Source organism: Pseudomonas sp. BTN1 (genome assembly GCF_001907715.1).
Lineage (GTDB): Bacteria > Pseudomonadota > Gammaproteobacteria > Pseudomonadales > Pseudomonadaceae > Aquipseudomonas > Aquipseudomonas paracarnis.
Genome location: NZ_MPBM01000007.1, coordinates 61,674 through 83,382, shown reverse-complemented (window position 1 = coordinate 83,382; position 21,709 = coordinate 61,674). Strand labels below are relative to the sequence as shown.

The window sequence follows — 21,709 nt, the reverse complement described above, 5'->3', positions numbered from 1 at the left end:
GGCAAGCCAGCTCCCACACTTGAATGTGTTCACACATCACTGTGGGAGCTGGCTTGCCTGCGATAGCGATCTTCAGGCGACCCGATAACCAGGCCGAACGATCTTCATGCTCAACATGCACGTCAGCGCAAACGGCACGACCATCGCCACGACCATGCCGATCACGAACATCGGAATCGCGCTCGGCACGATCGAGATAAAGCCGGGCAACCCGCCGACGCCGATGGCCGAGGCCTGCACCTTGTTCAACGACAGGAAAATGCTGCCCAGCGCCGAGCCCAGCAGCGCGGCATAGAACGGAAATTTGAAGCGCAGGTTCACCCCGAACATCGCCGGCTCCGTGATGCCGAAGTAAGCGGAAATCGCCGAGGTCGAGGCCATGCTTTTGTCCCGCGCGTTGCGGGTCATGTAGAACACCCCGAGCGCGGCGCTGCCCTGGGCTAGGTTAGACATGACGATCATCGGCCAGATAAAGGTGCCGCCCTGGGTGGAAATAAGCTGCAGGTCCACGGCGAGGAACATGTGGTGCATGCCGGTGATTACCAGCGGCGCATAGAGCAGGCCGAAAATCGCGCCGCCGATCATCGGGGCGATCTCGAACAGGGTCACCAAACCTTCGGTGATCAGGATGCCAAGGTGACGGGTCACCGGGCCGATAATCGCCAGGGCCAGCACGCCGGTGACGACGATAGTGGTGATCGGCACCACCAGCAGTTGAATGGCATTCGGCACCCGCGCCCGCAGCCACTTTTCGATCACGCTCATGACAAAGGCCGCCATCAGGATCGGCAGGATCTGCCCCTGGTAACCGACTTTCTCGATCTGGAACCAGCCGAAGATATCGAAGTACGGCAGGCTCTGGCCGTCGAGGCCGGCAACCGCCTTGCCGTAGTTCCAGGCGTTGAGCAGGTCCGGGTGCACCAGCATCAGGCCCAGCACGATGCCGAGGATTTCACTGCCGCCGAACCGCTTGGCCGCCGACCAGCCCACCAGTGCCGGCAGGAACACGAAGGAGGTGTTGGCCATCAGGTTGATCAGGCTCCACAGACCATCCAGGTTCGGGTAGGCCTCCAGCAGCGTCTTGCCTTCGATGAACATGCCCTTGGCGCCCATCAGGTTGTTCACGCCCATCAACAGGCCGGCAATGATCAGCGCGGGCAGGATCGGCATGAACACATCGGAGAACACCCGCACCAGGCGCTGCATGGGGTTGGTCTTGTCGCCGCCGGCTTTCTTGACGTCGGCAATGGTCGACGCGGCCAGGCCGGTCAGCTCGCGCAGGGCGGCGTAGACCTTTTCCACTTCGCCGGGGCCGATCACCACCTGGAACAGGCCACCGGTAAAGAACGAGCCCTTGACCAGATCGACCTGGTTCAGGGCACTGCTGTTGACCAGGCTGGGGTCCTTGAGCGCCAGGCGCAGGCGGGTCACGCAATGGGCGGCCTGCTCAAGGTTTTCGCGGCCCCCGAGGTTGTCGAGAATCTCGCGGGCAATCGTTGAATAGTCGTGGCTCATGCTCGTTTTCCACTGTGATTGTTTTTATGGGTGGCAGTCGTTGGCAGCACGCCGAGGAGGAAAAAGTACTCGTCTGTACGAGTTAAATCAACAACTCGTCTGTACGAGTTACACTTTTGTTTATGCCTGCGAGCTTTCTGTCAGATTTTTCCCCGGCTCGCACCGCTGTCCAATGGACAAACCCCACCTCTGCCACTATGGTTCCTGCCTTGAACGCGCAGTCCACCTTCATAACGCCGGGCAAGAGCCATCCCATGAGCAAATACAACCAGATCTATACGGATCTGCTTGCCAGCATCACCACCGAGCGCCTGCAACGCGGTACGCGCCTTCCCTCCGAAACCGAACTGATGGACGCCTACCAGGCCAGCCGTGGCACCGTACGGCGCGCCATCGAGCAGTTGCAGGAACGTGGCTTTGCGCAAAAGATCCACGGCAAGGGCACCTTTGTGTTATCGCCCAACCCGATCGAGTTCCAACTGGGCGGCATCGTCAGCTTCCACGAGACCCACGCAGACCTGGGCGATGACGTACGTACCGACGTGGTCGAGTTCACCCAGATCCCGTTGGAAGGCTCACTGCTGCAGCACATCGAGGCCGAACCCGGCACCCTGATCACGCGCATCAAACGGGTGCGCCGCATCGGTGGCAAACGCGTGATCCTGGACATCAACCACTTCATCAGCGACCTGATTCCCGGCCTGGACCGCGACATCGCCGAGCAGTCGATCTACGCGTTTATCGAGCAAACACTGCAGCTGCAAATCAGCTACGCGCAGCGCACCATTGAAGCCCTGCCGCGCAGCAAGGACGACCAGGCGCATCTGGATCTGGAGGGGCAAAGCCATGTGATTGTGGTGAGTAACCAGACGTTTTTGCAGGATGGAAGGCAGTTCGAGTACACCGAGTCGCGGCATACGTTGGATAAGTTTTATTTTTCGGATATTGCGAGACGCTGAAGCCTTCCCCAACAACTATGTAGCGCCCGCAAGCGTCGCACCTGAGGGACCCTCGCCTTCTTTTTGAAGGATGAGCCCTCCATGAGTACCGGTACCCCCCTGCCCAATGCAGCCGACAAGGTCGCGCTGATAACGTTGGCCACCCAAATAATCCCGGCATGCCCCAGCCTGAATGACAGCGCCCATCAAACCGCCTGCGACATCCTGAAAAAGCACGGTGTAAAAGGCCTGGACCCGGATGACGTCTACTACCATCGGTTCAAGAGCGCCCAGAGCAGCACCAAGACCTTCACCGGTTGGGAACACCTACTGGAAAAACCCTACGAATCGACAACCCTGACGCAGTTGGTGATTCATCGCTTTCGTGCCACCGATTTCGACAACGCCGACTTGCTCGACCTGTATGGGGGTTTTTACACCGCGGGTCCGGTGTATGGCGACTTTAATGAAACCAACGAAGTGCGTCTGCATGGCAACGAAGTGCTGAAGGACTTCTGGAACATTCGATTCGACAGCCTCTACAACGGTCAACTGGACGACTTCTGGCACAGCCATGCCGACGACTTCCGAACCCTGGCCAAATGCAATTTTCTCAGCAAAGCGGTTCAGGCCGCCGACCTCAAACAGCTGACAAAAGAAGACCTAGAGACCTGCATCAGTACTGTCGCCTCCAACGTGACATGGCCTATCACCCGCAAGATGCTGCAAACCGAAGTGTCTGCAGGCGCCCCCCCCCAGGTATACGCCCTGGATGTAGACGGCCATGTGGCGTTCAACTTGCTACGCATCGTCGATCCGAAGGGCCGCCAGATTCTTTACACGCCCGGCGACACCCCTGCGTTCCAAGTCCTGGAAACCCCGGCGGACATGCACTGGTGGGTTCTGGGCAAAATGAACAACGAACAGAGCCGCGATGCCTTCCTCTGTCACTTCCCGCTGTCTGATCGCCTGGCCATGCAGGAGAACATCACTGACCTGATGAACCGTCTCGTCGGCACGTGGGGCAAGTCCGACCACCATCTGATCAACCGCAAAAACCAGGCGATCAATGTCGATGCTTTCTCCTGGTTGATGGAACGTACGCGCTGGTCCATGTACGACGAGGCTCGGCAACTGCTGACCACCCAGAAGGACCTGCAAAAGAAACTCTGGATAGGCTACCTGAGCGCCGGCTTGAAAGTGTTCGGCCCAATGGCCGCGATCGGCTGGGAAGTGGCTTTGCCGGTCCTGGGCGCCAGCATCGCGCTCACCGGTATGAATATCGATCAGGCCGTCAATGGCCGTACCCGCGCAGAGCGCAAGGCTGGCGTGACGGCGGCGGTGATCAATGGTATCGCCATGCTGTTCAACGTGCTGGCCCTGGCCGGGCCGGGCCCCATCACGGAGGTGGGTGCGGAGGTCGATGCCGCAGAGGCCGCCGAAATGGCCGAGTACAAAAAGGAACTACAGCCTGAGCCCGTCGATGAGCCCGCAGTGACACCGACGGGTGGAGAAACGACGGTACCGCCCACTGCCGGGGAGCCACCGGCCGCCACCTCCCAGATACCGACATCCTGGAAACGCCTGCAAGGCCTGGAAGAGGCAACCCCAATGACCGAAGGAGGACGCTACCGCAATATCTACACCGTCAAAGCCAACCCTTCGACCGTCATCAAGTTCAAGGATGCCGTCTATTACGTACGCTACGAGGCCGATATCAATGGCGAAGGGAGCTGGGCAATTATCGATCCACAGAACCCTAACGCTTTTTACGGCACACGCCCGGTACAACTCAACGCCGCCGGTGAATGGGAGCTCGCTTTGCGTCCATCCGACGCCATCAGGGGAGGTGCTCCGGTCGACACGGTCGCTGCAGGCGAAACACGGCTGGGTACAAGCACGGTCGAAGAAACCATGCCGAGTTCCTATGGCTCGCCCAACGCCAGTAACCCACCCTCCAGCCTCGGCACCGCTTATGACCTCAACGACCTGGACCCGTACCAGATTGAGCTGGCAATGGGCGGCAGGCCGGACCACTTCAAGCGTATCCCCAAGCCTGGAGGCGGCTTCACTGACTTCTACACCTCAGATTATTTTATCAATCCGGCGCGCACCAAAATCCTCACCGCAGCGCGTCAATTTTTCTCCCGGCCCTTTTTCATTCACAGCCTGCCTGAGCGCCCGGCCTTGCCCTCGCTCACGCCAGAAATGTCCTCCACCGAGCTGATTGAAGCCGTGTTCAAAACCGCCCCCGGTCTGGTCGTCGCTGAAAGCCCGAATCGCATCGCCAGCTTGTACGTTCTGATCAAAGACATGCCTGCCCTGGCGCGCCAAGGGATCAAGACGCTCTACCTGAACCGCCTGTTCAACGACCTGCATCAACTGGACCTCGATACGTTCGCCAACACCGGGGTGCTGTCTGACGACCTGAAAGTCTATCTTGAGCAAATGGATGCCTTGTTGCCGGTACGCTTTAACACCCAGGCACTGCTCACCGCCGCCAGGGCCTACGGCATACGTGTGCAGGCCACGGGCTGCCTGGCCAATTACCGATCCTTCGCGGTGGCGATGGATGAACAAATGGCCAAGAACTTCCTGACCAGCGAAATCATTCGCCTGGACCAGCTCAAGAACGGCGTCGGCAAATGGGTAGCGTTGACCGGGGCGCAAAACACCAACACGTTCAGGGGCGTGGCCGGTATCAGTGAAATAAACGGTGGCACCAGCCTGCGCATCGTTGAGGAACTCAATGCCGCCAGCCCCAAGGTTGAAGTGCGTCTTGGCCCAAAGGTAGTGAATCGGCCCAAAGTAAACCCGAGCCTGAATGCTCTGGACACAGACCTCTCTCTGAAAATACCCATGACCGAACTGGAGATGCCACGCACCTATGTGTTCACTGAGCGGCAGGTCGAGGATGCGCTCAAGCTTCCTGGCGATTACCTGCTGGAACAGACCCAATCGACATTGACCCTGATCCACCGTAATCGGCTCAAGGCGCTGGTGCGCAGTACTATCCAGAGCACCATCAGCCAGGGTTACTTTATTGATGCGGCCCAGTTCCCTCGGCTTAACGGTAACGTTTACAACTCCTTGCCGGAACTGCTCCAGGCCCTCAACAACCAGGGCATGCGGTTCAGGGGGTTGCCACTGATCAAGACGCCGGTTCCGACGGCCGAGGTAAACATTAATAACGTGCCCGCTTACGACGACATCCCGCCACCCGCAGGCTTTGTTCCCGCAGTGAATTTACCCGTGATGCCGGCAGCGACCAGCACCCCGCAGGTTCCTCCTGCGTGGGAAGCCAATGAGATCCTGGAGGGCGAAGCACCGGTCAGCGAACCTGGGAAATACCAAGGGATCTATCGACTCACGTCCGACCCTGGCGAGGCGATTCTGTACGATGGCAAACCCTATTACGTACGCTATGAAACCTATCGAGGGGGGACCAGCGGCTGGGCCATCATCAACCCCCACGCCCCCAACGCCACTGCGGATTCGATTGCGGTTCGGCTGAACGCACAAGGGCAGTGGGAAACATTTGCTCGCTAGCCACGGATCACCACCCTGAAACAACAAAGCCCCGGCATCTGCCGGGGCTTTGTTTATTTACGATTCGAGGCGCGGGCCAGGAATCATTCCCACTCAATCGTCGCCGGCGGCTTGCTCGACACGTCATAAGTCACGCGCGAGATACCTTCGATCTCATTGATAATCCGGCCGCTGACCGTCTCCAGCAGTTCGTAAGGCAGGTGTGCCCAACGCGCTGTCATGAAGTCGATGGTCTCTACGGCGCGCAGCGCAACAACCCATGCGTAACGACGACCATCGCCGACAACGCCCACCGATTTCACCGGCTGGAACACCACGAACGCCTGGCTGACCTTGTGGTACCAGTCGGCCTTGCGCAGTTCTTCGATGAAGATGTGGTCGGCGCGGCGCAGCAGGTCGGCGTATTCCTTCTTCACTTCACCCAGGATACGCACACCCAGGCCCGGGCCTGGGAATGGGTGGCGGTAGACCATGTCGTACGGCAGGCCCAGTTCCAGGCCCAGACGGCGGACTTCGTCCTTGAACAGTTCGCGCAGCGGCTCTACCAGCTTGAGGTTCATTTCCTCAGGCAGGCCACCCACGTTGTGGTGGGACTTGATCACGTGGGCCTTGCCGCTTTTGGCGCCGGCCGATTCGATCACGTCGGGGTAGATGGTGCCCTGGGCGAGGTACTTGATGTTGTCCAGTTTGTTGGACTCGGCATCGAACACGTCGATGAAGGTGCGGCCGATGATCTTGCGCTTCTTCTCCGGGTCGGACTCGCCGGCCAGGTTGTTGAGGAACTGGTCCTCAGCGTTGGCGCGGATCACCTTGACGCCCATGTTCTCGGCGAACATGGCCATCACTTGCTCACCTTCGTGCAGGCGCAGCAGGCCGTTGTCGACAAACACGCAGGTCAGTTGGTCGCCGATGGCCTTGTGCAGCAGTGCCGCTACAACCGAGGAGTCAACGCCGCCGGACAGGCCAAGCAATACGTTGTCAGTGCCGACCTGGGCGCGCACTTGGGCGATGGCATCTTCAGCAATTTTCGACGGGGTCCACAGGGCTTCACACTCGCAGATGTCGAGGATGAAACGCGACAGGATGCGCCCGCCTTGCTTGGTGTGGGTCACTTCCGGGTGGAATTGCACGCCGTAGTAGCGACGCTCGTCGCTGAACATGCCGGCAATCGGGCAGCTCGGGGTGCTTGCCAGGATGTGGAAGTCTTCCGGCATTTTGGTGACCTTGTCACCGTGGCTCATCCACACGTCGAGGCCGAACAGGCCGTCGGCGTCGATGTGGTCTTCGATGCCGTCCAGCAGGCGGCTCTTGCCGACCACGTCTACACGGGCATAACCGAATTCACGCAACTCGGAACCTTCAACCTTGCCGCCCAGTTGCTCGGCCATGGTCTGCATGCCGTAGCAGATGCCGAACACCGGCACGCCCAGGTCGAATACCGCCTGCGGGCAGCGCGGGCTGTTGGCTTCGTGAACGGACTCGGGGCCACCGGCGAGAATGACGCCTTTGGGTGCGAATTCGCGGATCGCTTCATCGTCCATGTCGAACGGGTGCAGTTCGCAGTACACGCCGATTTCACGCACGCGGCGGGCGATCAGTTGGGTGTACTGGGAACCGAAGTCGAGGATCAGGATGCGGTGGGCGTGAATGTCGAGGGCCATGAAGTCAGTCTCGTCTAATGAATCAGAAACAACTCGGGGCTGAAGAACAGCCCCGGTTACTTAACATTTTGCTGGAAGGCTCAACCTACACGGTAGTTTGGCGCTTCCTTGGTGATCTGCACGTCGTGGACATGGGATTCAGCCATGCCGGCGCCGGTGATCCGCACGAACTCTGGCTTGGTGCGCATTTCTTCGATGTCGGCACTGCCGGTGTAGCCCATCGAGGAACGCAGGCCGCCCATCAGTTGATGGATGATCGCGCTCAGGGTGCCTTTGTACGGCACACGGCCTTCGATGCCTTCCGGTACGAGCTTCTCGGCGCCTGCCGAAGAGTCCTGGAAGTAACGGTCGGAAGAGCCTTGCGCCTGGGACATGGCGCCCAGCGAACCCATGCCACGGTAAGCCTTGTACGAACGACCCTGGAACAGTTCGATCTCGCCCGGCGCTTCTTCGGTACCTGCGAACATCGAGCCCATCATCACGCAGGAGGCACCGGCGACGATGGCCTTGGACAGGTCACCGGAGAACCGGATGCCACCGTCGGCGATCAAGGGTACGCCCGTGCCTTCAAGGGCGGCGGCGACGTTGGCGATGGCGCTGATCTGCGGCACGCCCACACCGGCAACGATGCGCGTGGTGCAGATGGAACCTGGGCCGATACCGACCTTGACTGCGTCGGCGCCCGCTTCGGCCAGGGCCTTGGCGGCAGCGCCGGTGGCGATGTTGCCGCCGATCACCTGCACGTCAGGGAAGTTCTGCTTGACCCAACGCACGCGGTCAATCACGCCTTTGGAGTGGCCGTGGGCGGTGTCGACCACTACCACGTCAACACCGGCGGCGACCAGGGCCGAGACCCGATCACCAGTGTCTTTACCGGTACCGACGGCAGCGCCAACACGCAGACGACCTTGGTCATCCTTGCTGGCCAGCGGGTAAGCCTTGGCTTTTTCGATGTCGTTGACGGTCATCATGCCTTTGAGGGCGAATTTGTCGTCGACGATCAGCACGCGCTCGATGCGGTGCTTGTGCAGCAGTTCGCGCACATCGTTCTTGTCGGCGCCTTCCTTGACGGTGACGAGGCGCTCTTTAGGCGTCATCACTTCACGGACGGTGACTTCAAGGCGGTTCTCGAAACGCACGTCACGGGAAGTGACGATGCCGACCAGGTCGCCATCGTGCAGCACCGGGACGCCGGAGATGTTGTGCATACGCGTGAGTTCGAACAGGTCACGCACGGTGGCGTCAGCTTCGATGGTGATCGGATCTTTCACCACGCCGGCTTCGTAACGCTTGACCTTGCGCACTTCGGCAGCTTGCTGCTCGATGGTCATGTTCTTGTGGATGATGCCGATGCCGCCTTCCTGAGCCATGGCAATGGCCAGACGGGCTTCGGTGACGGTGTCCATGGCAGCGGAAACCAGGGGAATATTCAGCTCGATGCCACGGGTTAGGCGGGTCTTGAGACTGACTTCGTTAGGAAGCACCTCGGAATAACCGGGCACTAGGAGAATGTCGTCGAATGTCAGAGCTTCTTGGCTGATACGCAGCATCGCGGGGGCTCCCGAGCGGGAAAATGGAAGCGCGCCATTATATACATGCACCCTGCCCGGCTCAATGTAAAACTCTGACAAACTTGGTAATACTGATAGATGGATTAAAGCTCGACTTTGACCCAGCTCATTTTCTGGTCCAACCAATCGGCAAATTCGTCGATAAAGCTCTGCTTGAACCCCGCCTCCGCCCAGTTGTTGAAGATGAACCCCAGGTTGGAAAACCCGCATTCCTGCAGGAACAGAAAACCGTTGATGTCATCTTCATGCCCACACAGCGGGCAGGTGAAGTTGTCGGTGTGGCCAGGCATCCAGTCTTCCAGGCTTTCGAACAGCGCCTCACCAACTTCCTTCAGGCATTCCGGGCAACCGGCTTCTTCAAGAAACCCCTTGGCCGGGGTATAGATGCAACGCTTGTAGATGATCTCCAGGCCATTGACCGGCTCGTTGAACGGCAGCGCCTCGGGGTGCAGCACCACGGCGCGGGCGCCATCGGCCAGGGCGTAGCCCATGCGGTTGCCGGTACGCCCGCAAGTGGTGAGTTCTTCCTTGATGATGTTCTTGCGCACCAGCCAGCGCACAATCGCCCGGGCGCGGGGTTCGTGGACGGGCAAGGTGGAGATTTTCGGGACAAGGATGCTTTGGGAGTTCATGGGAGGCCTGCGGTGTGGCTATTGGCGCCATCGCGGGCAAGCCCGGCTCCCACAGTTGATCGCATTCCAATGTGGGAGCCGGGCTTGCCCGAGATGACGCCCGGGAGGACGGCAGCTTAATCCCTGAAAAAATCAGGTCAAGTACTCACATACCGCCCGATCAACGCAATACCACTGGCCAATACCAACCAGGTCACCAACCGCACGAACGCCTCCCGGGACAGCCGCATCGTCAGCCTGCGCCCACACCACAGCCCCAGGGCCATCGCCGGCAACAGACAAACCGCCAACATCGATAACGGCAAATCTGCATACACCCCGGCAATCAGGAACAAACTCAAACGCACGACCGTGCTGCAACTGATCAGCGCGCTTTGCGTGGCCCGCGCCTCGTCTTTGGGTAAACGGCTGTTAAGGTAAATCGCATATAAAAAGCCGCCACTGCCGAATAGCGCCCCAAACAGGCCGCCAACGGTGCCCATGGGAATCGACCAGCCCGCCGCCAGCTGAGTCGGTCGTGCTTTCACCGCCAGGCTGTAAATCGCGTAGGCGCTGATAAACAGCCCCATCAATAAAAGCAACAGGTCCGAATGCAGGTTGAGCAAAAACACCACGCCCAGGGTGCAGCCGATGGCCATGCAGGGCAGCAATCGCAACAGTTCCGGCTTGTTCACATCGCGCCGCGTTTGCAGCAGGCCGCCAAACGCCGCGACAAAGTCCAGAAGCACCAGCAACGGGATGATCTTCGACAGCGGCATGAATAAAATCAGGATGGGCCCCGCCACCAGCGCCGTGCCGAAACCGGCAATGCCGAACACGATATAAGCCACCGTCACGCCCAGGCCGATCACCAGCCAATCAATACCGCCGAAAGTCCACTGGCTCATCAGCTCAACGGGGCTCATGACTTATTCCTTCTATTGAGATGCCGTTCACTTTAGCCATCGGCAAGGGTTGCGACTAATATCTTCCAGGCTCACTACTCATCTCAAAAAGGCATGACTCTTGATCTCCACCCGGCAACTGCGTTATTTCGTCGAAATCGCCGACAGCGGTAGCTTCAGTGCTGCCGCCGAGCGCCTGTTCGTGGCGCAATCAGCCTTGAGCCGGCAGATCAAGGAGCTTGAATCTCAACTGCAAACCCCACTGTTCGAACGCACTGCACGCCAGCCAAGGCTGACGGCCGCCGGCGAAGCCTTCTACCCACGGGCGCGCAACCTGCTGAGTGAGTTGCTCAAGGCCAGCGACCTGGCGACACAAGTGGGCCAGGGCCAACTCGGCACCTTGCGCCTGAGCCATTCGAGCACCGTGCCGATGAGCGGCGCGTTACTGCAAGGCATCAGCACGTGGCTGGAGCGCTGCCCGGGTGTGTCGATGGATATCGTCAAACTCTCCTCCGAAGCCCAACTGGAGGAAATCGTCGAGGGCCGCCTGGACGTCGGCCTGCTGCGGTTGCCGGTGTTGCGCCAGCGCGAAGGCGTGCGCGTGGTGCCTTGGTACACCGAGCCGTTGGCGCTGGCAGTGCCTGCGGGTCATCCCTTGGCACGCGGCAACGCAGCGGTCGAGTTAATGCAACTCAAGGACGAGGCGTTTATCTCGATCCCCCACCCTCAGCGCGGCGGGCTGAGTTATCTGTCGGCTGAATTGTGCATGCGTGCAGGTTTTTTCCCCAAGGCGGCGCGGGTGATGTCGCGCAAGACCACGCAGTTGCAATTGGTCCAGGCCGGTTTCGGTATTGCCTTGCTACCAAAATCCATGCAGGACATCGCCCCGCCCAACGTGCAATTTTTGCCCTTGGCCGACCCTGACTGCGACAGCACCGTAGCCCTGGCCTGTGCGCAAGCGCCAAGCGCGCTGGTGGAGCAATTCTGTCAAACCCTGCACGAATGCCTATAAACTGCCGCCCATGATTAAAGATCCTTTTGCCCGTTTGGGCCTGGACCGCGAAGTCCTGACTGTCAGCCAGCTCAACGGCCGTGCGCGGGTGTTGCTGGAAGACGTGTTCACCAATATCTGGGTGGAAGGCGAGATCTCCAACCTCGCTCGCCCAGCCTCCGGCCATGTGTATTTCACGCTCAAGGACAGCGGGGCCCAAGTGCGTTGTGCGCTGTTTCGCAACAACGCTGCACGCGTACGCCAGGCGTTGAGGGACGGGCTGGCGGTGAAGGTGCGCGGCAAGGTCTCGTTGTTCGAGGGCCGTGGTGATTACCAACTGATCCTCGATACCGTGGAGCCAGCCGGTGACGGTGCGCTGCGCCTGGCCTTTGATGCACTGAAGGAAAAGCTGAGCGCCGAAGGCCTGTTCAGTGCCGAACGCAAGGTGACGCTGCCGGTGCATCCTCGGCGCATCGGCATTATCAGCTCGCCCACCGGCGCGGTGATTCGCGACATTATCAGCGTGTTCCGCCGCCGCGCGCCGAACATTGAACTGACCCTGATCCCTACCGCCGTGCAAGGCCGCGAAGCAATCCCGCAGATCGTGCGGGCGCTGAAACTCGCCGACGCTCGTGGTTTCGACGCGCTGATCCTGGCCCGTGGCGGTGGCTCCCTTGAAGACTTGTGGTGCTTCAACGAAGAGGCGGTGGCCCGTGCAGTTGATGCCTGTGTTACCCCTATCGTCAGCGCCGTTGGTCATGAAACCGATGTGTCCATCAGCGACTTCGTGGCGGACGTCCGCGCCCCTACTCCCTCCGCCGCCGCCGAGTTGTTGGCTCCCGACGCCAGCCATCTGGTACGCCAGGTAGAAAACCTGCAGCGCCGCCTGGTGATGCTGATGCGCAACCGCCTGAGCCACAGCCGCCTGCGCCTGGAAGGCATGGCCCGGCGCCTGCGTCATCCGGGCGAGCGCTTGCGCCAGCAGGCCCAGCGCCTGGATGACCTGGACATGCGCTTGCGTCGTGCCTTTGAGCGCAGCCTCAATACCCGTCGCGAGCGCTTGATCCGCCTGGAGACCCGCCTCGCCGGCCAGCACCCGGGCCGTCAACTGGCACTCTTGCGCCAGCGCCTGGACAGCCTCGCCGAACGCTTGCCCCGCGCCATGCGCGAAGGTCTCAAGGCTCGGCGTCTGCAACTGCAGAGCCAAGTGCAGACATTGCAGGTGGTCAGCCCGCTGGCGACCCTGGGCCGCGGCTACAGCATCCTGTTAGACGAGCGCGGCCAGGCGATTCGCAATGCCGCGCAAACCCACACCGGCCAGCGCCTCACCGCGCGCCTGGGTGAAGGCCAATTGCAAGTGCGGGTGGAAGACAACCACCTGACACCCGTCACCCTTTCATTATTGGATTGATCGATGCCACGCCTACTGAGCCTGTTGATGCTGTTGTGCCTCACGCTTAATGCCCACGCCGACAGCTACATCACGCGAACCCTGAACAAACCGGTGCCTGGCGGCGTGGCCGTCGTCGAGCTGGGCCCTTCGGCCACGGCGCCGAAAGCCACTTACCAGGGCAAGCCGGTGCTGGTGGTCAAGGAGCAGGACAACTGGCTGGCCATTGTCGGCATCCCGTTGACGGTCAAGCCCGGCAACGAGCGCATCAGCAGCGGTGGGCGCAACCTGCCGTTTATCGTCGGCTACAAGAAGTATCCGGAACAGCGCATCACTTTGAAGAACAAGAGCCAGGTCAACCCTGACCCGGCCCAACTCAAGCGCATCGAAGGCGAACTGGCTGTGCAGCTCAAGGCTTACCGCAGTTTCAGCCCGAACCTGCCGAGCAACCTGGTGCTGGATAAACCGGTGAGCGGGCCGCTGTCGAGCAAGTTCGGCGTGCGACGCTTCTTCAACGGCGAAGAGCGCAACCCGCACTCGGGCCTGGACTTCGCCGTGCCGGCCGGTACGCCGATCAAGACGCCCGCCAACGGCAAGGTCATTCTGGTGGGCAATTACTTCTTCAATGGCAACACGGTGTTCGTCGACCATGGCCAGGGTTTTATCAGCATGTTCTGCCATATGTCCAAGATCGACGTGAAGGTGGGCCAGCAACTGGTGCGCGGCGCGGTGGTGGGCAAGGTGGGTGCGACTGGCCGGGCGACTGGCCCGCACATGCACTGGAACGTCAGCCTGAACGATGCACGTGTAGATCCAGCGATCTTTATCGGCGCGTTCCAACCCTGATATCAAATGTGAAACTACGGGCCTCATCGCGGGCAAGCCCGGCTCCTACATTGGAAGGCTGCCCAGTGTGGGAGCTGGCTTTCCTGCGATGGTGCAAGCCGTCGCCTCAATTGCGCACCTGACAAACCCACAGCAACAAAAACACACACCACTCGAAATTACGGCAATAAAATCTCGATTTTCGAGACAGCAAAAGAACTTATCTCAATTTTTCTCGACTGCTTGCCATCTTTCACCCCGGCGGTTAGGGTTGAGCTTATGAAAACCTCTCACACCCTCATTCAGCTCCGCCAGCACCGCAGCCTGTGCCTTGTCAGCGCACGACTGCCAGGCTGAATCGATCTGCCTCGTCCTAAAGTTTTATCCCCAATAACAGTTCTACGGCAGGCCGCCTTTTTTCGGCCCCTACAACCAAGGATTTTCCGATGAGCATGCTCAAAGACCCGTCTTCGAAATACCGCGCGTTCCCGACCATCGACATCCCGGACCGTACCTGGCCGTCGAAGACCATCACCCAAGCGCCGATCTGGTGCAGCTCCGACCTGCGTGATGGCAACCAGTCGCTGATCGAGCCGATGGACGCGGCGAAAAAGCTGCGCTTCTGGAAGACCCTGGTGGCCGTTGGCGTAAAGGAAATCGAAGCCTCGTTCCCTGCCGCGTCGCAAACCGACTTCGACTTCGTGCGCACCCTGATCGAAGACAACCACATCCCCGAGGACACCACCATCCAAGTGCTGACCCAGGGTCGTGAAGACTTGATCGCACGCACCTTCGAATCTCTGCGCGGCGCGAAGAAAGCCATTGTGCACTTGTACAATGCCACCTCGCCGTCGTTCCGCCGCATCGTGTTCAACCAGGACAAGGACGGCATCAAGGCCATCGCGGTCAACGCCGCCAAGCTGTTCGTCAAATACGCCGCCCAGCAGCCGGAAACCCAGTGGACCTTCGAATATTCCCCAGAGACCTTCAGCGCCACTGAGCTTGAGTTCGCCAAGGAAGTCTGCGACGCGGTGATCGAGGTGTGGAACCCCACGCCTGAGCACAAGATGATCCTCAACCTGCCCGCCACGGTTGAATGCGCCACCCCTAACATCTATGCCGACCAGATCGAGTGGTTCGGTCGCCATATCAACCGTCGTGACAGCGTGATCATCAGCCTGCACACCCACAACGACCGTGGCACTGGCGTGGCGGCCACCGAGTTGGGCCTGATGGCCGGCGCTGATCGTGTGGAAGGCTGCCTTTTTGGCAACGGCGAGCGCACCGGGAACGTCGATTTGGTCACCGTGGCGCTGAACATGTACACCCAGGGCCTGGACCCGCAGTTGGACTTCTCGGACATTGACGGCGTGCGCAAAGTGGTCGAGGAATGCAACCAGATCCAGGTGCACCCACGTCACCCGTATGTCGGCGACCTGGTGCATACCGCGTTCTCCGGCTCGCACCAGGATGCGATCCGCAAGGGCTTCTCCCAGCAGAAAGACGATGCGTTGTGGGAAGTGCCGTACTTGCCGATCGACCCGGCCGATATTGGCCGCAGCTACGAGGCCGTGATCCGTGTGAACAGCCAGTCAGGCAAGGGCGGCATCGCCTACCTGCTGGAGCAGGAATACGACATCAGTTTGCCCCGTCGCATGCAGATCGAGTTCAGCCAGGTGGTACAGGCCGAAACCGATCGCGTGGGCCTGGAGATGACCGCGCCACAGATCTACGCCTTGCTGCAGCGTGAGTACTTGCAAGCCAACACGCCGTACGCGCTGGTCAGCCACCGCCTGCAGGAAGAGAACGGCAACAGCTTTGTCGAGGTGGAAGTCTCCGGCAAAGGCCAGGGCGAAACCAACCTGCACTGGAAAGGCAAAGGCAACGGCGCGCTGGAAGCCTTGGTGGCCGGCTTGCCGATTGGCGTTGAAATCATGGACTACAACGAGCATGCGATTGGTGCGGGTACCAATGCCAAGGCGGCGGCTTACATTGAACTGCGCGTGAACGGCGAACGCCCGGTGCATGGGGTGGGGATCGATGAAAACATCACTACCGCCAGCTTCAAGGCGCTGTTCAGTGCGCTGAACCGCTCGTTGAGCCAGTTGGAAGCCAAAGCGGCGTAAGCATTGCCGTAATGCAAAAGGCCCCTGGGTGAGAATCCAGGGGCCTGATCGTTCCCACGCTCTGCGTGGGAATGCAGCCCTGGACGCTCTGCGTCCGCCCTTAGAAGCGGTACGCAGAGCGTCCCAAGAGGCGTTCCCACGCAGAGCGTGGGAACAATCTCAGAGCCTCAGACAAACTGAAAGCTATCGGCATCCAGATTCGCCGGGAATCGTGTACGGTAAGCCGCCAGCTCCGTCGCATCCAGGATCACCTGGAACACCCCATCCGCCTCCCCTGCACTCAGCAAAGTCTCACCCTGGAAATCCAACACCTGGCTATCGCCGGTGTAGGCAAACCCCTTGCCGTCGGTGCCCACCCGGTTCACCGCCGCCACGTAACACAGGTTCTCAATGGCCCGTGCCGGCAACAGCCGATTCCAATGCTGACGCCGAGCGCCCGGCCAGTTGGCGGTGTACAGCAGCAGGTCCGTATCCTGGGCGTCGCGGCTCCACACCGGGAAGCGCAAGTCATAGCAGATCAGCGGGCGAATGCGCCAACCCTTCAACTCGAACTGCACCTGGCGCTCGCCGGGGGTGTAATGGTCATGTTCACCGGCCATGCGGAACAGGTGGCGCTTGTCGTAATGCAACACCTCGCCATCCGGCCGCGCCCACAGCAGACGGTTGCGGTGGCTGCCATCGGCGGCCTGGATGATCACACTGCCGGTAATCACGGCCTGATACTTTTCCGCCTGGGCCTGGAGCCAATGATGGGTGGGGCCGCTTTCCGGCTCGGCGAGGGCTTCTGATTCCATGGAAAAACCGGTGGTGAACATCTCTGGCAGCACAATCAAGTCGGCGCCTTTGGCCTGCTCCAGCAGCAACTCGAAGTGTTCGAAGTTGGCCTGGCGGTCATGCCAGGCCAGGCTCGTCTGCACCAGGGCAATGTTCAGATTGGGCAGTGCACTCAGATCGCGCATAGTTTTTCCGCCGCTTGTCGCAACGTCTCCTCGCGTTTGGCAAAGCACAGGCGCACCAGGCGCTGGCCTTGGGGTGGGTGCTGGTAGAACACCGAAACCGGAATGGTCGCCACGCCATGTTCGCGGGTCATCCACAGGGACATGGCGACGTCATCCAGGTCTGGGCGAATCTGCGAGTAATCCACCAGTTGGAAGTAAGTGCCGGTCACCCGGGTAAAGCTCAAGCGCGATGGCGCCAGCAGGTCGCAGAACAGGTCACGTTTGGCCTGGTAAAAAGCCGGCAGTTCGTCGACATGCTCCGGATGTTCGGCCATGAAGTCTGCCAAAGCGTACTGCAAAGGGGTCACGCCGCAAAAGTTGACATATTGATGCACCTTGCGCAGTTCAGCTGTCAGGGCCGGCGGCGCGACCACGTAACCGGTTTTCCAGCCGGTCACGTGATAGGTCTTGCCGAAGGAGCTGACCACAAAGGCGCGCTGATACAGTTCCTGATGGGCCAATATGCTGACGTGGGGCACACCGTCGAATACCAGGTGTTCGTAGACCTCATCGCTGACCAGATAAATGTCACGGTCGCGGATCAGTTCGGCCAACTGGTCCAGCTCGGCGCGGCTGATCAGCGCGCCGGTGGGGTTATGTGGCGAGTTGATGATGATCATGCGCGTGCGCGGTGAGAGCGCGGCCTTGATCTTGTCAAAGTCGAGGGCGAAGCCTTGCAGGCTCAATTGCACATGCACGCAGCGACCACCGGCCAGCTCGACCGACGGCTCGTAGCTGTCGTAGCTGGGGTCGAACACGATGACTTCATCGCCGTTGCGGATGACCGCCTGGATCGCGCAAAAGATCGCCTCGGTGGCGCCTGGGGTGATGGTCACTTCGCTGTCGACATCCACTGTGACGCCATAACTGCGGGCGATCTTGGCCGCCACTTGCTGACGCAACACGGGCAGGCCGGTCATCGGTGCGTATTGGTTATGGCCGAGGGCGATATGCTTGCCCACGGCATCGAGTAAACCTTGCGGGCCATTGAAATCCGGGAAGCCCTGGGACAGGTTGAGCGCGCCGGTTTCAGCGGCGAGTTGCGACATGGTGGTGAAAATGGTCGTGCCGACATTCGGCAGCTTGCTGGTGATCATCGGAAGCCCCTGCAGGTGAACCGCAAGTTTTAAGCTGCCCACTGCATCGGGTCAAGGCACAAACGGTCGCGCATAAAAAAGGGCTCCAAAGGAGCCCTCTCTTGCAGCGTGTCGCTTACAACGCAAAGCTGCCGTTATTTCTTGTCACGGCGCTTCTTGTCGGCTTTCTTGTGGTGAGTCATCAAACGACGCTTCTTGTTCACCTGACGGTCGGTCAGTGTGTTCTTGTTGCCTTCGTATGGGTTCTCGCCACCCTTGAACTCGATACGGATCGGCGTACCGACCAGTTTCAAGACACGGCGGTAAGTGTTTTCCAGGTAACGCACGTAGGACTTGGGCACCTTCTCGATCTGGTTACCGTGGATCACGATAATCGGCGGGTTGGCACCACCCAAGTGGGCGTAACGCAGTTTGATCCGGCGGTTGTTGACCATCGGCGGCGCGTGCTCGCCCACCGCGTCTTCCAGGATCTGGGTCAGGCGGTTGGTCGGCCAGCGGGTAACCGCGGACTTGAACGAGTTCTGTACGGACGCGTAGAGGTTGCCCACGCCGGTGCCGTGCAGTGCCGAGATAAAGTGGATATCGGCGAACTCAACGAAGAACAACCGACGCTGCAGCTCGATTTTGACGAAATCGCGCTCGCTCGGCGTCATGCCGTCCCACTTGTTGATCGCGATCACAAGGGCCCGACCGGCTTCCAGGGCAAAGCCCAGCAAGTTGAGGTCGTGGTCCACCACGCCTTCGCGGGCGTCCATTACGAAGATCACCACGTTGGCGTCTTTGATCGCTTGCAGGGTTTTGACCACGGAGAACTTTTCAACTTCTTCGTGGATCTTGCCGCGCTTGCGCACACCGGCGGTGTCGATCAGCGTGTACTTCTCGTCGTTACGCTCAAACGGGATGTAAATACTGTCGCGCGTGGTGCCGGGTTGGTCATAGACGATAACGCGGTCTTCACCGAGCATACGGTTGACCAGGGTCGACTTGCCGACGTTCGGGCGGCCGATGATAGCGATCTTGATACCGTCTTTTTCGCTCGGGCCAGGAATGCGCTTGGCTTCCTCACCTTCAGCGACGATCTCTTCCTCGCCCTCTTCTTCCTCGACGTCATCCTTGGGGAAGTCGCGCAGGGCGATTTCCAGCATCTGGGTGATGCCGCGACCGTGGGCACCGGCGACCGGGATCGCATCGCCCAGGCCCATCGGACTGAATTCGGCACGGGCTGCCTCAGGATCGATGTTGTCGATCTTGTTGGCGACCAGATAGGAACGCTTGTTGCGCTTGCGCAGGTGCTCGCCAATCATCTGGTCGGCAGCGGTATAGCCCGCGCGGGCGTCCACCAGGAACAACACGACATCGGCTTCTTCAATGGCCAGCAGCGACTGCTCGGCCATTTTTTCGTCCATGCCATGCTCGTCACCGGAGATACCACCGGTGTCGACAATAATGTAGGAGCGCCCTTGCCACTTTGCCTCACCGTATTGGCGATCACGGGTCAGACCGGACAAGTCGCCGACAATGGCGTCGCGAGTCCTGGTCAGGCGGTTGAACAGGGTGGACTTGCCGACGTTAGGTCGGCCCACCAGGGCGATTACGGGAACCATGCGGCTCTCCACTTCGTTATTTCAGAAAATACAAAAGCCGCTGCAGGGCAGCGGCTGGTGCTCGGGGCAGCATCGTCAGATGCCGCATGCCCCGCCGAAGCAGGGCCGCCTGGGGGTTACCCCAAGCATAGTCAAACCTTTACTTGATGGTCAGGGCTTCCAGCTTGCCGCCGTTGCCATACACATAAAGCATGTTACCCACCACCAGCGGACGCGCACGCAGGCCGTCGCTGTCGATACGCTGGCGACCGACAAAACGACCGTCCACCTGGCTCAGCAGGTGCAGGTAGCCTTCGAAGTCACCCACCGCGACGTAGCTGGAAAAGACTTCCGGTGCCGACAATTGACGGCGAGCCAGGGAGTCATTGCTCCACAGTGCAGTGGTGGAACGCTCATCCACACTTTCAACGGTGCCGGATGCAAGGCTCACATAGACGCTGCCAAACCCTTGGGCGACACCCGCATAGCTGGAAGCATCACGCTGCCAGTTGATGCGACCGCTTTGCAGGTCCAACGCGGCAACACGACCCTGGTAGGTGGCGACGTAGAGGGTTTCACCCGACAGCAGCAAGCCGCCGTCGATGTCGACCACGCGATCCAGTTCGGAACGACCTTGCGGGATGGCCACACGGGTTTCCCAGGCCGGCACGCCGTTCTGGGTATTCAGGGCAACCACTTTACCGGTCGACAGGCCAGCAACGGCCAGGTTGTTGGTCACAATCGGACCACTGGTACCGCGCAGGGTCAATACCGCTGGGGTGCTGTCGTACAACCAGCGTTGGTCGCCGGTGGAGGCATCCAGGCCGATCACGCGGTCATCCTGGGTTTGCACCACGACGATATCGCCGTTGGTCGCCGGTGCCGAGAGCACTTCACTGGTCACGCGAGCGCGCCATTTCTCTTCACCGGTGCTGGAGTCCAGCGCGACCACGTCACCCTTGAGGGTACCGATCAGCACCATGCCGTAGCCGACGCCCACACCGCCGGAAACCGGCAGTTCGAGGTCTTTCTTCCACTTGACGTCGCCGCTCATGCGATCCATGGCAACCACGACACCAGTGGAATCAGTAGCCACGATGTTGTCGCCGTCAATCGCCGGCTGCAACAGGTTGTAGAGGTCGCCCTGCCCATCACCAATGGATTGGCTCCATTGTTTTTGCAGGACCACTTCTTCCTTGAAGCTGGTCAGCTCGGCAGGAGGCAGTTCTTTTTTGCTGTTGCTGCTGCAACCCGCGGCCAAAACGGCCAGAGCCAGCAATGCTGCATGTTTCCAACGGATCACGTCACGCATCCCCTTTGGCCAAGTCGTCGAGCTTGATTTGTAAGCCACCGACCGCCGCTTCATCAGACAGCGCCGCCTTGGCTTTTTGGTACGCAGCATGGGCTTCGTCGGTACGACCCAATTGGACCAACAGGTCGCCCTTGAGCTCTTCGCGAGTGGCCACGAATGCCTTGTCAGCATCGCCGTCGAGCAGTTTGAGTGCTTCGTCAGCCTTGTTCTGTGCCGCCAATACCTGTGCCAGGCGCTGACGTGCGATTTCACCCAGGGTCGGGTTGGTCGGCTTGTCGGCAATGGCCTTCAGCTCGGTGACGGCGTCATCCAGCTTGCCGGTATCGACCGCGACTTTCGCGACGAACAGGCTGCCGTACTGGGCGTAGGTGCTACCGCCGAATTCGTTCTTCAGCTTGCCGGCCAGGTCCGCCACCTGCGCAGGGTCAGGCTTGCCGTCCGGGGTCAGGGTAGTTTCCAGCAGTTGCTGATAAACGATCGAGGCACCTTGGGACTGGTTGGCCTGATACTTGGTCCAGGCTTGCCAGCCGAACACCACCACTAGCGCCAGCAGGCCGCCTGTGACCAGGGGCTTGCCGTTACGCTGCCACCAGTCCTTGAACTCGGCCAGTTGCTCATCATCAGTACTCGACACCCC

At 60.1% G+C, this 21,709-nt stretch carries 16 protein-coding genes; 6 read left to right on the top strand and 10 right to left on the bottom strand.

All coding sequences use genetic code 11. The features are described from left to right. Positions 1-72: 72 nt before the first annotated feature. Positions 73-1,515: a PTS system trehalose-specific EIIBC component gene (treP, locus tag BMH52_RS03055; RefSeq protein ID WP_014719803.1), complete on the bottom strand. Its 1,443-nt coding sequence runs from the start codon at positions 1,513-1,515 to the stop codon at positions 73-75. 254 nt (positions 1,516-1,769) lie between these two features. Between treP and treR the strand changes: the two genes are divergently transcribed. Together treR and BMH52_RS03045 are read left to right on the top strand one after the other, a co-directional pair. Then, positions 1,770-2,474, top strand: a complete 705-nt coding sequence (gene treR / locus BMH52_RS03050; RefSeq protein ID WP_054918297.1) for a trehalose operon repressor — start codon at positions 1,770-1,772, stop codon at positions 2,472-2,474. An 81-nt stretch (positions 2,475-2,555) separates the two neighbouring features. Further along, complete coding sequence (locus BMH52_RS03045) at positions 2,556-6,002, top strand: membrane-targeted effector domain-containing toxin (protein WP_073842883.1); 3,447 nt, start codon at positions 2,556-2,558, stop codon at positions 6,000-6,002. Positions 6,003-6,085: 83 nt separating this feature from the next. Here BMH52_RS03045 and guaA read toward each other — a convergent pair whose 3' ends face one another. From guaA to BMH52_RS03025, 4 genes are all read right to left on the bottom strand, one after another. Next, positions 6,086-7,663, bottom strand: a complete 1,578-nt coding sequence (guaA, locus tag BMH52_RS03040) for a glutamine-hydrolyzing GMP synthase (RefSeq protein WP_014719806.1) — start codon at positions 7,661-7,663, stop codon at positions 6,086-6,088. A gap of 80 nt (positions 7,664-7,743) precedes the next feature. Beyond that, positions 7,744-9,213: an IMP dehydrogenase gene (gene guaB, locus BMH52_RS03035; RefSeq protein ID WP_014719807.1), complete on the bottom strand. Its 1,470-nt coding sequence runs from the start codon at positions 9,211-9,213 to the stop codon at positions 7,744-7,746. Between the two features lie 104 nt (positions 9,214-9,317). After that, positions 9,318-9,866: a hypothetical protein gene (locus BMH52_RS03030; protein WP_005791157.1), complete on the bottom strand. Its 549-nt coding sequence runs from the start codon at positions 9,864-9,866 to the stop codon at positions 9,318-9,320. 137 nt (positions 9,867-10,003) lie between these two features. Continuing rightward, complete coding sequence (locus tag BMH52_RS03025) at positions 10,004-10,771, bottom strand: sulfite exporter TauE/SafE family protein (RefSeq protein ID WP_073842881.1); 768 nt, start codon at positions 10,769-10,771, stop codon at positions 10,004-10,006. A 100-nt stretch (positions 10,772-10,871) separates the two neighbouring features. Here BMH52_RS03025 and BMH52_RS03020 point away from each other — a divergent pair, with 100 nt between their 5' ends. The 4 genes from BMH52_RS03020 (at position 10,872) to leuA (ending at position 16,082) form a co-directional block, all read left to right on the top strand. After that, the gene (locus BMH52_RS03020) at positions 10,872-11,762 is read left to right on the top strand and encodes a LysR family transcriptional regulator (protein ID WP_073842879.1); all 891 of its coding nucleotides are present in this window, start codon (positions 10,872-10,874) and stop codon (positions 11,760-11,762) included. A gap of 10 nt (positions 11,763-11,772) precedes the next feature. Next, positions 11,773-13,152 carry an exodeoxyribonuclease VII large subunit gene (gene xseA, locus BMH52_RS03015; protein ID WP_058410990.1) on the top strand — a complete coding sequence of 460 codons (1,380 nt, stop codon included), beginning with the start codon at positions 11,773-11,775 and terminating at the stop codon, positions 13,150-13,152. 3 nt (positions 13,153-13,155) lie between these two features. Then, positions 13,156-13,977, top strand: a complete 822-nt coding sequence (locus tag BMH52_RS03010) for a M23 family metallopeptidase (protein WP_073842877.1) — start codon at positions 13,156-13,158, stop codon at positions 13,975-13,977. A 425-nt stretch (positions 13,978-14,402) separates the two neighbouring features. Further along, the gene (gene leuA / locus BMH52_RS03000) at positions 14,403-16,082 is read left to right on the top strand and encodes a 2-isopropylmalate synthase (RefSeq protein ID WP_057703912.1); all 1,680 of its coding nucleotides are present in this window, start codon (positions 14,403-14,405) and stop codon (positions 16,080-16,082) included. A 167-nt stretch (positions 16,083-16,249) separates the two neighbouring features. On the opposite strand, the gene BMH52_RS02995 is transcribed toward leuA, so the two are convergent. From BMH52_RS02995 to BMH52_RS02975, 5 genes are all read right to left on the bottom strand, one after another. Continuing rightward, a complete protein-coding gene (locus BMH52_RS02995) occupies positions 16,250-17,041 on the bottom strand; it encodes an amidohydrolase (RefSeq protein WP_073842875.1) in 792 nt (263 codons plus the stop codon). Further along, positions 17,029-18,177: a pyridoxal phosphate-dependent aminotransferase gene (locus BMH52_RS02990; RefSeq protein WP_019817224.1), complete on the bottom strand. Its 1,149-nt coding sequence runs from the start codon at positions 18,175-18,177 to the stop codon at positions 17,029-17,031. The genes BMH52_RS02995 and BMH52_RS02990 overlap by 13 nt, the downstream gene beginning before the upstream one ends. Before the next feature lie 134 nt (positions 18,178-18,311). Continuing rightward, positions 18,312-19,781, bottom strand: coding sequence for a ribosome biogenesis GTPase Der (gene der, locus BMH52_RS02985; RefSeq protein WP_005791167.1), 1,470 nt, complete (start codon positions 19,779-19,781; stop codon positions 18,312-18,314). Positions 19,782-19,920: 139 nt separating this feature from the next. Beyond that, the gene (gene bamB / locus BMH52_RS02980; RefSeq protein WP_014719815.1) at positions 19,921-21,072 is read right to left on the bottom strand and encodes an outer membrane protein assembly factor BamB; all 1,152 of its coding nucleotides are present in this window, start codon (positions 21,070-21,072) and stop codon (positions 19,921-19,923) included. Then, positions 21,065-21,706, bottom strand: coding sequence for a YfgM family protein (locus BMH52_RS02975; RefSeq protein WP_014719816.1), 642 nt, complete (start codon positions 21,704-21,706; stop codon positions 21,065-21,067). The genes bamB and BMH52_RS02975 overlap by 8 nt, the downstream gene beginning before the upstream one ends. Between the last annotated feature and the right edge of the window lie 3 nt (positions 21,707-21,709).

Coding starts and splice junctions, on each gene's coding strand:
- treP (WP_014719803.1), bottom strand. CDS start 1,515: ATGAGCCACGACTATTCAACGATTGCCCGCGAGATTCTCGACAACCTC.
- treR (WP_054918297.1), top strand. CDS start 1,770: ATGAGCAAATACAACCAGATCTATACGGATCTGCTTGCCAGCATCACC.
- BMH52_RS03045 (WP_073842883.1), top strand. CDS start 2,556: ATGAGTACCGGTACCCCCCTGCCCAATGCAGCCGACAAGGTCGCGCTG.
- guaA (WP_014719806.1), bottom strand. CDS start 7,663: ATGGCCCTCGACATTCACGCCCACCGCATCCTGATCCTCGACTTCGGT.
- guaB (WP_014719807.1), bottom strand. CDS start 9,213: ATGCTGCGTATCAGCCAAGAAGCTCTGACATTCGACGACATTCTCCTA.
- BMH52_RS03030 (WP_005791157.1), bottom strand. CDS start 9,866: ATGAACTCCCAAAGCATCCTTGTCCCGAAAATCTCCACCTTGCCCGTC.
- BMH52_RS03025 (WP_073842881.1), bottom strand. CDS start 10,771: ATGAGCCCCGTTGAGCTGATGAGCCAGTGGACTTTCGGCGGTATTGAT.
- xseA (WP_058410990.1), top strand. CDS start 11,773: ATGATTAAAGATCCTTTTGCCCGTTTGGGCCTGGACCGCGAAGTCCTG.
- BMH52_RS03010 (WP_073842877.1), top strand. CDS start 13,156: ATGCCACGCCTACTGAGCCTGTTGATGCTGTTGTGCCTCACGCTTAAT.
- leuA (WP_057703912.1), top strand. CDS start 14,403: ATGAGCATGCTCAAAGACCCGTCTTCGAAATACCGCGCGTTCCCGACC.
- BMH52_RS02995 (WP_073842875.1), bottom strand. CDS start 17,041: ATGCGCGATCTGAGTGCACTGCCCAATCTGAACATTGCCCTGGTGCAG.
- BMH52_RS02990 (WP_019817224.1), bottom strand. CDS start 18,177: ATGATCACCAGCAAGCTGCCGAATGTCGGCACGACCATTTTCACCACC.
- der (WP_005791167.1), bottom strand. CDS start 19,781: ATGGTTCCCGTAATCGCCCTGGTGGGCCGACCTAACGTCGGCAAGTCC.
- bamB (WP_014719815.1), bottom strand. CDS start 21,072: ATGCGTGACGTGATCCGTTGGAAACATGCAGCATTGCTGGCTCTGGCC.